Below are 15,655 nucleotides of genomic sequence, written 5' to 3'. Positions count from 1 at the left end.
CTTTATTAATCTACCGTAAATGTAAAAACTTGCCCAATAGATTTTGCACCAACATTATCGGTTACATTTACTTGCCAAGAATATGTTTTTCCTGATAACACAGAAACCGAATATGACTTTACAATAAGAGTATTATCCACAGAAGTTAAAGTAGCATCTTCACCAAAAAACAATTCATATGTTAGTGTATCTGCTGTATTTATATCTGATGCTTCCCAAACTAAATCTACAGTTCCTTCAGTAACGTTTCCATTGTTTTCTGGCGTTTGTAAATCAGCCATAAAAGGTGCATAATTTGTAACTCCATCTCCTTTTGTATAAAAAGAAAACACTTCAGAATTACTTTCTTGGTTATTATCTACATCTATTGCATTTACTTGCCAATAATACGCTGTAGACTTCTCTAAAGTTACAGTTAACTCACTTTCGCTAACAGTTCTGTTTTCTACAACATCTGTTAACTGCCTGTCTTTGGCTATGATAATAGTATACTCGATAACATCATTTTCTAAGTCTGTTGCATCACTCCAATTAAAGGAAATTGTATTATCTATACACAACAGATCTTGTGTAGGAAATTCTAATTGAACAATACTCGGAGCTTTATTTTCATCATCCTTAGAAGAACAGCTTAGAGCTAAAAAGCAAATACTATATAAATTTAAAATAATTATCGCCTTTCTCATTTCTTTAATATTTTAATAGGTTTGGCAGCAATTGGTAATTTTAAAATATAAATACCGTTTGCAAATTGTTGAAACGGAATGGACATTGAATTACCTTGAACATTTACCATTTGTTTAAAGACTAATTTACCATTTATATCATAAATTAGTGTTTCTATACGATCACTTTCAACTCCTAAAGGAAGTAATAATTCAATAGAATTTGCTACTGGATTTTGAAGTAGTATAACAGCATCTATTGTTATTTTAAACACACCCTCACAGTCTTTAGCTGTTTTTACCTCTAACAAGCCTCCTTCATTTAACTCAATATCAAAACTCTTTTCGCTTGAAGTTCTTAATAGCTTATTATTTAAAAATACACTAAAAGGAGCTGTCCCCTCATCAATAGCAAAAGAATATATTTTTGATGTTTTACTTGCACTCGCTTTTAATGATATTGGTTGAGACTCTACAATTTCAACTTCATAACATTGTGTAAAGTCTTGTTGAACTGTTTCTACACAAACCTCATAAATACCCGGACTTAAATCTGAAAATATTTTACTAGAACCAACTATCGGAGAAGTAGAAGTACCTTCAGAACTTGATAATATTACATTATAATCTAAAGAAGTCTGCGATACGTCTACCGTAATAATACCATCATTTTCATTTACACAAGTTTCTGATGTTGTTTGCACAGAAACATTATTTACATCTATAACAACAATTGTATAATCTTCGGTTTCTCCCCATTCTGTTAAATGATCTGCATTACAAGGACCATCTCCATAACCTCCTGTAGAATCATCATATTCTATAACAACTCTCATTGTTGTGCTTCCAAATTTAGCATCACCTGGCACTGTAATCATAAATGTTTTAGTTCCTATATCTGCAGACTCTGTTCCTAAATCATACCTTTCCGTTGTTTTATCAAAAATAAAATCTTGATTCCAATCTATAAATACATATACATGATCTTGAAACCCTCCTGTATCTAGCGTTACAGAAACTTGATGATCCTCTCCGTTTTTCACTTTCGTTTCTATAGCAGTAAAATCTTCATATCCATTTACAGCAGCATTGCCAGAATTATTATTAATGGTATTAAATGTTACATTAGTTATAAATTCTTTCCCTATAACATCATCTGTAAAATTAGAAGTACAATAAACAGGTGTTAATGTTTTAAATTCAAATACATTTGAATAACTACCTTCTGCACAACTATTTTCAGCTTTTACTCTCCAAAAATAAGTGGTGTTTACAGAAAGTTCTGATAAGGAATATTCATTTAAAGTTACATTTTCATTTACAACCAAGTGTGTAAAACCAGTATCTGTTGCTACTTGTACATTGTAATTACTTGCATTGGTATCTGCATCCCAACTTAAGGTTGTACTCAAATCTACTTCAACAGCATCATTAGCAGGAGAAATTAGCGTTAAAGCATCAAAGCTAGAAGTCGTTATATTTAATTGAACATCTATATTATTAGAAATACTTGTAGAACTCCCTACTACATTAATCGTGTAAGGTTGTTCAGTAACAGCATTTAAACCAGTTACAGTCATATTCACATTTCCATCTACACCTATGGTTGATGGATTAAAACTAACTATTGATCCCTCTGGTTGACCTGTAGCCGAAAGAGCTACATTTTCTGAAAATCCGTTTATAAAATCGAAATTTAAAATATAATTTACAGACTGATTTCCGGTATTACAAACAGACTGATCTCCACTTGTATTTGTCATTACAAATGTTGGAGTTGATGAATTTATTGTAAAATTTGTTGCATTTACATTGTAAAAAATATTATCTGCCGCTTCTACCATAATTCTAGCAGATGTAGTTGGGTTTTCTGGTATTACAATATTTTCAGAACCATCATTAGGCGTATTTTCTTTTAAAATAATAGGAAACGTAATTCCACCATCTACAGATAATTTAATCGTTACATTTTGGCAATTTATTGGGGCAATATCTGTTGTACCTTTATTCCATGTTATATTTTGTGTCGTGTCTGCATACCAAGAGACAGCTGTACTTGGAGCTGAAACCGTAAAAGCTTCTGCATCTTCTACCGTTACTGTCATATTATCTCTTGCAGTGCTTCCTCCCCCAGAATGATTATCTCTCACTAGAAAAGAAAAATTTAAATCTCTTGCTACAGATGGCACAACTTCCCAAGTTGATGCCGTACTACCGGATACCACCGTTTCCAATTCAGGCATATACCTTTCTGAATTGGTTGCAGATGGTAACGATCTAAACATTGGTCCTCCAGAATTGGTTGCAACCGGAGGCATTGTTGCAGATTCATTATCTGTTTGCTCCCAATTATAAGTTAAACTAGCAGTTCCGTCTACATCTGCTCCAACTCCTTTTAATAAAAAGGGGGTCGATTTTGGAATGTTATAATCTAAACCTGCATTAGCTGTTGGTGCACTATTATTTGTATCTGTCAACACAGCACAATTAGCAGAAGAACTGATAATATTCCACATTTCTGCAATACTAACTGCATGAAAATAATCATCGCTTTTAGACTGTATGTTTGGCGCACAAATACCTGCATACCCCATTATTGTAGAAGCACTTCCAGGTTCTACTGCTGTGCTACTAAATCTATTACAACTGCTATTACTTTGTGTGTGATTTGCTCCAAATTGATGTCCCATTTCATGTGCCACAAAATCAATATCATACGCATCACCAATTGGTTGACTTCTTCCTGTAACTCCCTTGGCTTTCTGGCCTGTAATACAAACTACGCCTCCACCGGCTAATCCATCTCCCCCAATACTAAAAATATGTCCAATATCATAATTAGCAGATCCTATTTCAGTATCACAAATAGTCTGTACCTCATTAATCATTTTATCAGGATCTCCATCTGTAATATTATCTGTGGCTGCATCTAAAAAGATAACTTTATCATTATCTCCAACAATAGTCATTCTTACAGATAAGTCTCTCTCAAAAATACCATTAACCCTTGTCATGGTCGTATTCATTGCAGAAAGTACGGCAGCTTTTTTAACTTCATCTGAAGCAGCTGCAGATATATTCTGATTTGTTAAATGAAATTGCGCATATTCTCCACTACAAACTAAGGCCAAACGAAAAGTTCTTAGTTTTCCATCTTGCGCATTTTTTAAACTAGTAGTTTCAGCAACACCTCTACGTGCAGCCTCTTCTACATGACAGTTAAAACTATCGTTATCTGTATCTAAATCACTTCTTTTGTAAACGATTAAAGATTTTTTATCCTTAGAATAAGGGTCTATATATAATGTTTTTTCTACACCAGAATACACAACTGCATGAAAACCGTCTGTACCAATACTAATTTTTGCTACTGCGGTAGGATCATCTACTCCTTGAGCAGAATACGACTTTATCATGGAGTATTTTTCTGATAATTTGGTTTCAAAATTTGAAGTCTCATTGATAATAAAATTAGAAAAACCTCCATCAGTATTCGGTAATTGTATAATTTTCTGTTCCGATTTAGAACTAGATTTTGATTTTAATACAGTATTAAAGTTATTTACATCTATAGAAACTAGATTGTATGCTTTTGGAAAATTTTTCTTAGAATAAATTTGATCTTCTTGAATTGAATAATTGTCTTTATCAATCTTCTTCAAAAAAGTCTGAGCATTTATCACCTCGATAGAAGAAAAGAAGCCAACAAAAATAAATAACAGCAATAATCTTGTTTTCATAAACAGTATTTATATAAAATCGTTATCAAATATAATGAAATAATTATCTTTGTAGTCGCAATGATGAACAGAAACATACTATTAAAAGACTTATCTGTCAAAGATTACAAGGAGACTTGGGATTATCAAACTGAATTATTACAAGAAATTGTAGCCATTAAGATTGATAACCGTAGAAACGAGAATACAAACCCAACAAAAAATTACTTTTTATTTGTAGAGCATCCACATGTTTACACTTTAGGTAAAAGTGGAGACCTAAGTAATTTGTTACTGAATGAAAGTCAGTTAGCAGAAAAAGGAGCTACTTTTTATAAAATAAATCGTGGTGGAGATATTACCTACCATGGTCCCGGGCAAATTGTTGGCTATCCAATTCTAGATTTAGAAAATTTTTTTACAGACATACATAAATATTTACGCTTTTTAGAAGAAGCAATTATTTTAACCATCGCAGAATATGGTATAAAATCAGAAAGAAGTCCTGGAGAAACTGGAGTTTGGCTAGATGTAGGAACACCATTTGCACGTAAAATTTGTGCTATGGGAATCCGTTCTTCTCGCTGGGTTACCATGCATGGATTTGCTCTAAATGCCAATGCTAATCTGGGTTATTTTGATAATATTATTCCGTGTGGAATTAAAGGAAAGGCAGTAACCTCTATGGAAGCTGAATTGAACCGAAAAGTAGATATAGAGGAAGTAAAAGCTAAAATTTTAAAACACTTTAAAGTACTTTTTGAAGTTGAAGAGTTTATTGAAGCTTAAAAAAAATCCCGCTTAGGTTTTTGATAAACATAAGCGGGATTTTTTTTAAAATTGAAAGAGATAATTACTTCTCTTCGTTAAAATACACTTTATAGTATTTCATTTTCTTTTCTTCATCATATCCTCTTTCTAAATATTCTGATGCCGCTTCTGGTGCATCTACATCTAGTTTTATATTGATGTTAGTATCTAACTTAATTTCTGTTTTTAACTTGTTTTTCTCTTTCTTTAAAACAACTCCAGAAACATCAAAGTTATTTCTGATTAACACATCATTTAACTTTTCGAAGTGGTTCTTATATTCGTCAAATTTTTCTTTGTGCTTCTCATCTTCAAAAACTTCATCTTTAAAAGTAGCGTAATCTACAGCTTCATTTTCTTTAAAGTAATCTACAGTATTTGCTAAAAAGTTTCCTTTTTCGTGCATTCCTAATTCTGGTTGAATTACCTCTTCAGAAAATTCTTTACACATTTCTAAATAATTCTGTGTATGAGAATTGTAATCGTCTGCTAATTTTACAGATAAGAAGTTTTTAACCCAATATTGTGCATCGTAATTGTTATTATCTACAGAAAAAACAACGGTACCTTCTTCATCAGAAGTATTTAAAACCAAACACCCTTTATCTATTCTTTTTGTAGAGATTCCTTTTTGTACAACAATATCAAAACTTTCATTATCGTCTAAATACGTTTGAAAGAAATCTACTTTATTTTCAATTTTAAAAACTCCGATTGCTTCTGTTAAGACATCTTTATATTCGATACCTTCTATATAAACAACCAAGACATCTCCGGTTTTTATTTGTGCTGAATTAGATTGCTCAAATAAATGATTTACAATACTTTTAGAGTATTCTACAAAACTTTCTTCGTCATTAAAAACTTCGGAAGCAAATTTATTTACCTCGTTTAAACGTACATCTTCATGCTTGGTAAAACGATAACTCTGCGTTAAATTTCCGAACGGTTTTAGTAAAAAACCTTTCATTAAATCGTAACTTTCTTGATCGAAACGAATTAAGTCTTCAGAAAAAACATTTTGTCCGCTATTAAATTTATTGGCTACTTTATGTAAAATACATTTGGTAATTTCTGCTTTGGTTTTTCTAATCATTACTTAAAATTTTGGAGCGTAAAAATAGTTGAAGTTTTTTAATAAAAAGGAAATAATTGTATGAGATTTTCTAAAAGCTGACAAACAAGTCTAGCCCTGATTAACTCTGTTCTTATATTTTTTTGAATCGTTGAATGCTATGCTTTTGAAATGGTATCCTTTCTTCTTTTTCAGAAAAAAGATATAATTGAAAGCAATAAATAGCTTCTAAAAACAATCTACAACTTTAACTTAATCTGTTCTGGTAGCAACTTAAACGTTTTTCTATGGTATTTTGTTGCTCCAAATTCACGAATTCCGTTTCTATGTTCTTTTGTTGGATACCCTTTATTTTTAGCCCAATTATACATAGGAAATTCTTTATGAATCTTTGCCATATACTCATCTCTATAGGTTTTTGCCAATACAGAAGCTGCTGCAATACTTAAATATTTTGCATCGCCTTTTACAATGGTTTCATGCGGAATATCGTTGTAGTCTCTAAACTTATTTCCGTCTACAATAATGTATTCTGGCTGTATTTTAAGCATCTCTATAGAACGATGCATGCCCGTAATAGAGGCTTGCAAAACATTTATAAGATCTACTTCTTCTTGCCAAACAAAGGAAACGCCATAAGCAATGGCATTTTTTTCTATAAACGGACGTAATTCATCTCTCTTTGCTTCCGATAACTGCTTAGAATCATTTAAAAAAGGGTGCGTAAAATCTTTTGGTAAAATTACTGCTGCTGCTACAACTGGCCCGCATAAACAACCTCTTCCCGCCTCATCTGTACCTGCTTCTAAAATAAAACCACTATAATTTGATGCTAACATTTTGCAAAGAAAAGAAAACTTTTTCTTTTAGGTTCTTGTTTCTATAGGAATGGCTCTTTTTTAAGGAAACTTAAAATAAAAGGTAAAAAATATAGTTTAATTAACAGATTTCATAATAATTATTAACGAATCTTTTCGTTAAATTATTTTACATTTGCCATTGCAGAAACAACCTATGAACAAATCGTTATTTTTCTTATCAATACTTGTTTTATTTATAACAAACACGCTATACTCTCAAACAGATTTTCAATTGGGAAGTGGAGGAAATGGTTTAGGAAGGAATCCTAATTCTCAGAATGATTCTATTAAAAATTCTGGTGAAATCTCTGTAACTTTATCTGGAAAGACAAAATATACGGATTATAAAATATTTTCTCACCAAAGAGATACTACTTATATAGACACCACTTTATCAATTCAGAAGGATTACAAGTTCAATTACTTGCGTACTGATAATTTTGAGTTATTGGCTTTTCATAATCAAGGGCAAACTTTTACTAATTTAGGATATGATTTTAGCAATCTAAAATTAATGCCAGATATTGGTTTTACTGCAAAACAGTTTAGTTATTTAGATATCGACGAAATAAAATATTACGAAGTCCCTACACCAACTACAGAGATAACTTACAGAACTGGTTTACAACAAGGACAAGTTTTAGATGCTATTTTTACTGTAAATTTTTCTCGAAGACTTAATGTTTCTCTTTCATATAAAGGAATTCGTTCTTTGGGAGCTTACAGAAGATCTTTAGCGAGTCATGGAAATTTTAGAGGTGCTTTTCACTACAGAACAGAAGATAATCAATATGAAATTCGAGGACATTTAACGTCTCAAGACTTCTTTAATGAAGAAAGTGGAGGCTTACCACAAGCTGAAATTGATAAGTTTGAAAGCAACGATTCCGACTATAGTACCCGATCTTATTTAGATGTAAATTTAGATGATGCGGAAAATGATTTTGAAGGTAGGAGAGTTTATTTAGAACATAGTTATAAATTATTAGCAAATAAAGACACCATCAATAAAACAGATTTTAGCAACTTAAAAATAGGACACGTATTTACTACAGAAACTAAAGAATATAGTTTTACACAACCTACAATAACAACAGATTTTTTTGGAGAATCTAATGCTTCTGGAGCTAGTAATAACCAAGCTAAAAATACCATTACAAATAATGAAATGAACTTAGAGTTTAATTCTAAATATGTCCTTGGTAAATTTAAAGCCAAAGTAAATCTTTCTAGTTATTCTTACGGATATGATTCAATTCTAAATTCTGATAGTAACATTTCTAAAGTTAAATTAGAAGGAAATGCTATTTCTGTGGGTGCAGATTGGAATGCTAGAATTAAAAACTTTCATTTAAACGCTACTGGTAATTTAGCCCCAGGGAGTGGTAGGTTGTCTGGGAGTTTCCTACAAGGTGAGGCATTGTACAAAAAAGATAGTCTTTTTGCCGTAAAAGGTAGTTTATTAATTAGTTCTAAATCGCCAAACTTTAACACTTTATTACATCAAAGTAAATATGATGATTACAATTGGTATAATGATTTTAGCTCTGTTAACACAAGAGATTTAGGGTTTGATTTAAGTTCTAAATGGTTAAATGCTTCTCTAAATTTCACCAATATTGACAACTACACATATTTTGATGAAAACAACAAACCACAACAGTTTGATGGCCAAATTTCATATTTAAAGGTGAAAGCAAGTAAAGAGTTTAGAATAAAAAAGTTTGCTTTAGATAATACAATAATGTACCAGAATGTAAGTAGCGGAAGTTCTGTTTTTAGAGTACCAGAATTGGTTACTAGAAATACCTTATACTACCAAGATTATTGGTTTAAAGGAAAACCAATGTTTGTAAATATTGGTGCAACTTTTAACTACTTTACAAAGTATAAAATGAATGCTTATAATCCGTTATTAGCAGAGTTTACCTTACAAAATGACCAAGAGATAGGTTTCCCTTCTATAGATGTTTTCTTTAATGCACAAGTACGAAGAACTCGTTTGTTTTTAAAAATAGAAAATGTAACTTCTAGCTTTACAGAGAAAAATTATTACTCTGCGCCTAACTACCCTTATAGAGATTTTGTAATTCGTTTTGGATTGGTTTGGAACTGGTTTATATAGTCACAATATGACGGATAAAGTATTTTATCTTATTATATACTGATAAAAAAAATGATCAAACAACTTAAAGATAACTGGAAACTCTTTTTACTAGCAAGTTTAACATTAGGACTTGCCCCTTTTAATCCGCCACATATTTTAGGTAAAATTGAATGGCTTTTAGGTGGAAGTGCATTTTCTGGAACACATGCAATGCAAGCTAAAGATTGGTTTGATGTTTTGCTCCACGGAAGTCCGTGGTTATTATTAATAATTTCTATTGCTTTAAATCTTTTTGCATTAAAGACAAAAAACGTCCCAAAATAGCACTCCCTATTTGCTCCTTTTCTACAAAACCTTGAGATTTATAAAAAGGAATAGCATTAGGATCTGCAACTAACTCTATTGTTTTTGCGTTAGAAACGATTGCTTTTTCTAAGGCATGTATTAGTAGTTTTTTACCGATACCTTTTCCTATAAATTTAGGTAAAACAAATAACATTTCTAATTTAACAAGTTCTTCCTTCGCATTGTTTAAAACATAGAAACCAACAGTAACGTCATCAACCATAATTTTATACACTTGGCAGGTTTGTATGGTTTTAGTAGTTACGGTTAGGTCTGCTCTCCAACCTTCTATCAAATCGCTAGAATACCCCCAAAAAGCTTTCGATTTTAAAGCAATTTGGGTGAGCTGTTCTGCTTCTAAAAAATCAGCGGGAACAATCATGTTATTTTTTAATTAATTGCTTAATTTTAATATTAAAAGCAGCAAAAATTAAAGTCATAATAGGACTTAACCAGTTAAAAATAGCAAAGAAAAAATATTCTGAAACACCTACTCCTAAAACTCCAGATTGATATGCTCCACAGGTATTCCATGGAATTAAAACAGAAGTTACCGTACCAGAATCTTCTAATGTTCTACTTAAATTTTCTGGTGCTAAGCCTTTATCTTCATACGCTTTTTTAAACATCTTTCCTGGTACAACAATGGCCAAATACTGGTCTGAAGCCGTTACGTTTAATGCCAAACAACTCGCAACAGTACTTGCAAACAAACCAAAAACTGAAGATGCCATACTTAATAAAGCTTTACTAATTCTTGCCAAAGCTCCAATTGCATCCATAATTCCACCAAAAACCATTGCACAAATTATCAACCAAATAGTCCCCAACATTCCATTCATTCCTCCGGCAGAAAATAAATCATTTAACTCCACACTTGTAGTTTCTACAGCAGAATCTACTGTAATTGCATTCATGACTCCTTTATATGCTGAATTAAAAGTTAAAGAATCTGCGCCGGCAACACTCACAACAATATCTGGTTGTGCAATTACAGCAACAATACCTGCAAATAAAATACCCACTAATAAAGCTACTAAAGGTTCTGTTTTTTTTATGATTAAAAATATCACCGTTATTGGTACAATAAATAACCAAGGAGAAATATTAAAAGCAGCATCTATAGCCGCTAATTTATCTGAAACATCTGGTGTACCTGTTGTTTCTATAGAAAAACCAATAATTACAAAAACCAATAATGTAATTATAATTGTTGGCACTGTAGTTAACGCCATATATTTAATATGTGTAAACAAATCTCCACCTGCCATTGTAGGTGCAAGATTTGTAGTATCTGATAAAGGTGACATTTTATCTCCAAAATAAGCACCAGACAATACTGCTCCTGCCGTCATACCTGCAGGAATACCTAATGTGTTTCCAATACCCACCAAAGCAATACCAACGGTTGCAGAAGTTGTCCAAGAACTACCGGTTGCAATAGAAATAATGGCACAAATTATTACCGAAGCGGCTAAAAATATTGTTGGGTTTAAGATTTGTAATCCATAATAAATCATAGAAGGAATGATACCACTTATTAACCAAGTTCCTGCCAAAGCACCAACCATTAATAAGATTAAAAGAGCGCTAGAAGTAGATTTTATATTTTCAGAGACTTCTTCCATCATTTGTTTGTAAGAAACCTTATTCTTAAAACCTACAATGGCAGCTACTGCTGCTCCCATTAACAAAATAAATTGATTACTACCACTTAAAGCATCATCACCATAAACAAAGAAAACATTGTAAAACAACATAGCAACCAATACAAAAACCGGTATTAGAGCCTCCCAAATATTAAGCTCTTGATTTTCTATAATATTTTCGTCTTCCAGGTTTGTTGGTCTAATATTTTGGCTCTCCATATGGTAAAAATTTCGTTTGGTAATGTTACGATTTTACTAAGTTTTACGCAAATTGAATTCAGTAACTTACATTTACCCTTATAGATTTGTGAACTCTATTTTTTTTAGTCTGTTTTTTTAAGAAAATATATTATAAGAATGGTAAAAAACGATAATCTGTATTTTTATGAAATTCTAAAAAAAAGATGCTACCAAACTTCCACCAAAGCTATACAAGATAACTTTATAGACTCTTATAACATCTAAAAAGAAAAACCCAAAACATGTGTTTTGGGTTTGTAAAATAAAGAAATTTCTCTAAAACAAGTCTAGAAGAATTTTTTAAAATTAAATTTTAATTAAAACAATTTTCTCTGATTGCTTTTCTACTAATTGACTATAAAAACCTTTTAATGCTGCATAATATTGAGGAGCAATAACAGCATTGTTAAATTGTAAAACAGATAAGGTTCTTATTTTATTTCCTTGTTGTGTTACTTGAAATTTAAATACACCCAAACTATCTGGCAACCCAATAGCCAATGGTTCTGGAAGCGTTTCTACTTTATACCCTTCTGGAACCTGAATAGAAACAGTATTACTTTCTTTCCATGGAGTTGCAAAATCTACAGGGAATTTTCTATCTTCTAATTTAAACGGATTTTGATGTTCTGATAAAAATAATAAAGGCTCTACATACAGTTTTCCGTTTACATTTTCTACTAAATTATCGCTACTAAACTGAAGAGTTCTAACAATAGGTTTGTCTAAGTCTTCTTTATTTACAACCCTATATCCATCTATTTCAAATCCATATTTTTCTTCTAAACTTTCTTTTAACTCTTCTTCTTTTATATGATTATTATTCTTTCTGTAATTTAAGGCATTTAGGTTATCATAATTTGTTCTAATTAATCCTTTTACAAGCATGTCTTCAGAAATTTTAACCATAACATTATGATCTTCTAATGCATGTTTAGAAGATGTTAACTGAATCCAAGAAGAAGTTCCATCCTTAGCAACCTTTCTACCTTTCCAATTTAACACTCTCGTTGGTAAAATATTTGGTACACTAAATTCTTCTGAAGCATCCAATAAAACAGTCTCTCCATTTTGAAGCGCTACGGTAGCAATTACATAATTAAAACCCTCTATTGTAGGAAAAAAAGGAACACCATTTACCCTTGTACTTAATAATACAGGGTTTGCATCTAAACCTGCAAATCGCAACATAGAAGTTAACATTAAATTGATATCTGCAATATTACCAACCCTTTCTTTAAACGCCTTTCTAACACCATAATCTGTGTAAATACCATTATAGTTATTCCATTTTACTTGATTTTTTACAAATTGAAAAATAGCATCAATCTTTTCTGATTCTGTTTTTGTCGTTTTTAAAATTTCTTCTAAATCGTCTTTGTAATAACTAGTTTTTTCTAATTCTGCACCAAAACTTTCCGATTTATAAATTTGCTCACTTACATCTTCCCAATTATTTGAATAGAATTTTAAGATAGAATTTGGAAACTTTGTAGAAGCTAGTTCATATTTAACTCCTCCTCTATAATTTTTAACATCTGTTACATAAGGTTCGTTATTTTTTAAAGCTGGTATGTTTTCCGATTCATAAATATCGATATTGGTTTTAAGATTAACTTTAGAGGTAACCACTTGAGATGTTAAAGTTTCCCCCATACTTTTTTCTGACGTCCTTACTCTTTGAGACATTGTAATACTTCCGTTTTTTATACCTTCTTTAATATCTATAAAATAATATCCTTTCGTTTTTTTAGTAAAACTATAATACTCTGGTATTTCAATTTTATAATTTAATAATTTTACAGGAATATCAAATTGGTAATCTACGTCGTCAATAGAACGGTATGGAGAAATTATTTTATATTCTAAATCTAACACTGAACCAACTTTAACATTAGGAAACGTAATTTTTTTAATACTTCTATATCTAGATAATTTCTCATCAAAAATTGAAGATTTAGAAAGCTTTTCCTTTTTTACTTTACCAGATTCTAATGCAAAACTATACCCTTTAATAGAGGTTACCTTTTCATTATCTCCTTTTTCTGGTTTGTAATAAGTGATAGATTTTGTAGCTTTATCAAAACCTGACTTATTATAAATTTTAATACGTTCATGAATTTCAGTGATTACTTGAAAACCTTTATCTTGAACATAGGTAAAATAAGTTCTTCTACTTTTATATAAATAAGCAGCATCTGCAGAAGCATCAGAAGGGTAAAACTCCTCTTTTAATTCTTCTTTAGACACTTTACCAAACTTATAATCTTGAGCAACCAAAGAAATTTGACTTAATAATAGCAATACAATTGTAATTCTCTTCATTTTATTTATTTTGGGGTTATAGCAATTCTTAAATTTTCATATTTCACAATACTTCTTCTAAAGTTTCGATAATTATTATAGTCTTCTTTAGCATAAACTCCAGCCTTAATTACCATTGTTTTATGATAGTTAAAAGTGGTATCATCTATTTTAGTAAAAGTAATTTTGTAGGTTCCAAATTTTGTAGAGATTACTTTTTCTGATGGTAAAGTACTCAAAACATATCCTTCCGGAAGTTTAAATTTATATGTTGTATCATCTTTATAACCTCTAGAAATTTTTAAAGGCAATTTTCTACTTCTATATCTTTTAGGTACAAAACCATTTTTGTTAAAAACATTTACCCTAAATAAATATTCTTGTTCATTTACGGAAGCATAGCTTTTAATAGTCATTTTTAAATCTTCTTTAAAAACGACTTCTTCTTTATCATTTAATAAATCTACTGCTGTAATTTCTAAGTTATTATTATACTCCCAAACGTTAGATTTGTAATTCTTAACAAGTTCTTCTTCTGTAAGTTTTTCATAATATGATTTATCATCATATTGAATTCCATTAGAAACTCTTTTTAAACTAGCAGATAAATTTCCGTTTTTTTCTAGCTGAATATTTGCTTTTATTTCCTGAAGGTTTGTTTCGTCTTTATAAGCCGGTGTACGTTTAACAATACCACCCTCTGGCGTCATTACCAACACATTTCTGTCATCTGTAAAATCTCCTAAAAACCCAAACGGAATTGTCTGACTTGTACATTCTAACCAAATGTCATTACCATTATTTGGAATATTTAAAATAACATGATTTCCTTGCATTCCAAAAAAATCTTTTTCTACATCTCGCTGTTCTGCTCCTGCCCAAATTACTGCATAATGAGATTTTACGCCAACAGCGTCTAATAGTGTTTTGGTATAATTGGTTAATCCTTTACAATCTCCATACCCCACTTTATCCACCTCATTAGCAGGTATTGGCATCCAACCTCCTACTCCTTCTTGCACACTTATATAACGTGTTTTATTTTGCATAAAAGCATAGACAATTTTAGCTTTTTCTATTGGGTCTGTTACACCTTCTACCAATATTCTAACCTTTGCTTTTATATCCTCAGACAGTTCGTCTTTTCCATTTTTTAAATAGTCATAACGCCACTTACCAAACTCACTCCAATTAGTAGCTTCTCCTACTATTTTTTTTAAGGAAAATTGATTTATCCCAACCATTAAATAAGGCATAATATCTATAGACAGAGGCGCATTATTTTCATACTTAACCACTTTTTGATTGCTTATTGCATAGTTTAGATTAAACTCAGTAGAGGTATTTTCTATAGAATAAGAATTAAAGTTTTTTTCTTTTGTTCTAACCGTAAATTTCTTTGGGTTTAAAAGTTTGTAGCTGCTTTTTTCTATGGATAAAAAATAACTTTCTACGGGAAACCAACTGGGAATAAAACCTGTGGATGATGTTTTATATTCAGATTCAAAAACTACGGTGTACGGATAAGAAACTGGCGTATGATCTATATATTTTACTCTAGAATCGGAGTACAAAGTTCCTCCACTTACTGCACTTACGTCTAAAAAATCTCTTTCTTTATACTTTTTAATCTCACGACCAAAAGCATCATAAATAGTAGCGGAAAGTTCCGTTATTTTTGTATCATCATCATAATGAGCAGACATGCTAACATAGTTGTCTCCTAATTTATTTAAAACTGTAATTACTTCTTTTTTAAACACCGTCATTTCATCTACTTCCTCAATAGTAATTTCTATAGAATTGTCTCTAATAACTGCATTTGCATCTTCTGTTAACCAACTGGGAATTAACAAGAAAGCGTAATTTTCTTTTTGACTA

11 protein-coding genes are annotated in these 15,655 nt (G+C 31.0%); 3 read left to right on the top strand and 8 right to left on the bottom strand.

Annotated elements, in window-relative coordinates:
• Nucleotides 1-5: 5 nt before the first annotated feature.
• Nucleotides 6-686, bottom strand: coding sequence for a hypothetical protein (locus H0I28_RS16560; RefSeq protein WP_218759823.1), 681 nt, complete (start codon nt 684-686; stop codon nt 6-8).
• Nucleotides 683-4,405: a reprolysin-like metallopeptidase gene (locus tag H0I28_RS16555; protein WP_218759822.1), complete on the bottom strand. Its 3,723-nt coding sequence runs from the start codon at nt 4,403-4,405 to the stop codon at nt 683-685. Before H0I28_RS16555 ends, H0I28_RS16560 begins: the two co-directional genes overlap by 4 nt.
• A 63-nt stretch (nt 4,406-4,468) precedes the next feature.
• Here H0I28_RS16555 and lipB point away from each other — a divergent pair, with 63 nt between their 5' ends.
• Nucleotides 4,469-5,173 (top strand): lipoyl(octanoyl) transferase LipB, encoded by a 705-nt coding sequence (gene lipB, locus H0I28_RS16550; RefSeq protein WP_218755222.1) that lies wholly within the window; start codon nt 4,469-4,471, stop codon nt 5,171-5,173.
• 64 nt (nt 5,174-5,237) lie between these two features.
• Here the strand turns inward: lipB and H0I28_RS16545 are convergent, their stop codons facing one another.
• Together H0I28_RS16545 and H0I28_RS16540 are read right to left on the bottom strand one after the other, a co-directional pair.
• Nucleotides 5,238-6,290, bottom strand: coding sequence for a nucleoid-associated protein (locus tag H0I28_RS16545; RefSeq protein WP_218732502.1), 1,053 nt, complete (start codon nt 6,288-6,290; stop codon nt 5,238-5,240).
• Between the two features lie 218 nt (nt 6,291-6,508).
• Complete coding sequence (locus H0I28_RS16540; protein WP_218732501.1) at nt 6,509-7,108, bottom strand: ribonuclease HII; 600 nt, start codon at nt 7,106-7,108, stop codon at nt 6,509-6,511.
• Nucleotides 7,109-7,283: 175 nt separating this feature from the next.
• Between H0I28_RS16540 and H0I28_RS16535 the strand changes: the two genes are divergently transcribed.
• Together H0I28_RS16535 and H0I28_RS16530 are read left to right on the top strand one after the other, a co-directional pair.
• Nucleotides 7,284-9,254, top strand: coding sequence for a putative porin (locus H0I28_RS16535; RefSeq protein WP_218759821.1), 1,971 nt, complete (start codon nt 7,284-7,286; stop codon nt 9,252-9,254).
• 51 nt (nt 9,255-9,305) lie between these two features.
• Complete coding sequence (locus H0I28_RS16530; protein WP_218752066.1) at nt 9,306-9,560, top strand: hypothetical protein; 255 nt, start codon at nt 9,306-9,308, stop codon at nt 9,558-9,560.
• Here H0I28_RS16530 and H0I28_RS16525 read toward each other — a convergent pair.
• The 4 genes from H0I28_RS16525 to H0I28_RS16510 form a co-directional block, all read right to left on the bottom strand.
• Complete coding sequence (locus H0I28_RS16525; RefSeq protein WP_218759820.1) at nt 9,511-9,963, bottom strand: GNAT family N-acetyltransferase; 453 nt, start codon at nt 9,961-9,963, stop codon at nt 9,511-9,513. The two genes, H0I28_RS16530 and H0I28_RS16525, sit on opposite strands and share 50 nt — an antisense overlap.
• Nucleotide 9,964: 1 nt before the next feature.
• Nucleotides 9,965-11,449, bottom strand: coding sequence for a Na+/H+ antiporter NhaC (gene nhaC, locus H0I28_RS16520; RefSeq protein WP_068448874.1), 1,485 nt, complete (start codon nt 11,447-11,449; stop codon nt 9,965-9,967).
• Between the two features lie 327 nt (nt 11,450-11,776).
• Nucleotides 11,777-13,795 (bottom strand): transglutaminase domain-containing protein, encoded by a 2,019-nt coding sequence (locus H0I28_RS16515; RefSeq protein ID WP_218752064.1) that lies wholly within the window; start codon nt 13,793-13,795, stop codon nt 11,777-11,779.
• A gap of 5 nt (nt 13,796-13,800) precedes the next feature.
• Nucleotides 13,801-15,630 (bottom strand): DUF3857 domain-containing protein, encoded by a 1,830-nt coding sequence (locus tag H0I28_RS16510; RefSeq protein WP_254712804.1) that lies wholly within the window; start codon nt 15,628-15,630, stop codon nt 13,801-13,803.
• Nucleotides 15,631-15,655 lie beyond the last annotated feature (25 nt).

The sequence above is a fragment of the Polaribacter sp. AHE13PA genome, assembly GCF_019278505.1.
Taxonomy (GTDB): Bacteria; Bacteroidota; Bacteroidia; order Flavobacteriales; family Flavobacteriaceae; genus Polaribacter.
The sequence above is the reverse complement of the archived record's forward strand: the minus strand, read 5'-3'. Positions and strand labels throughout refer to the sequence as shown.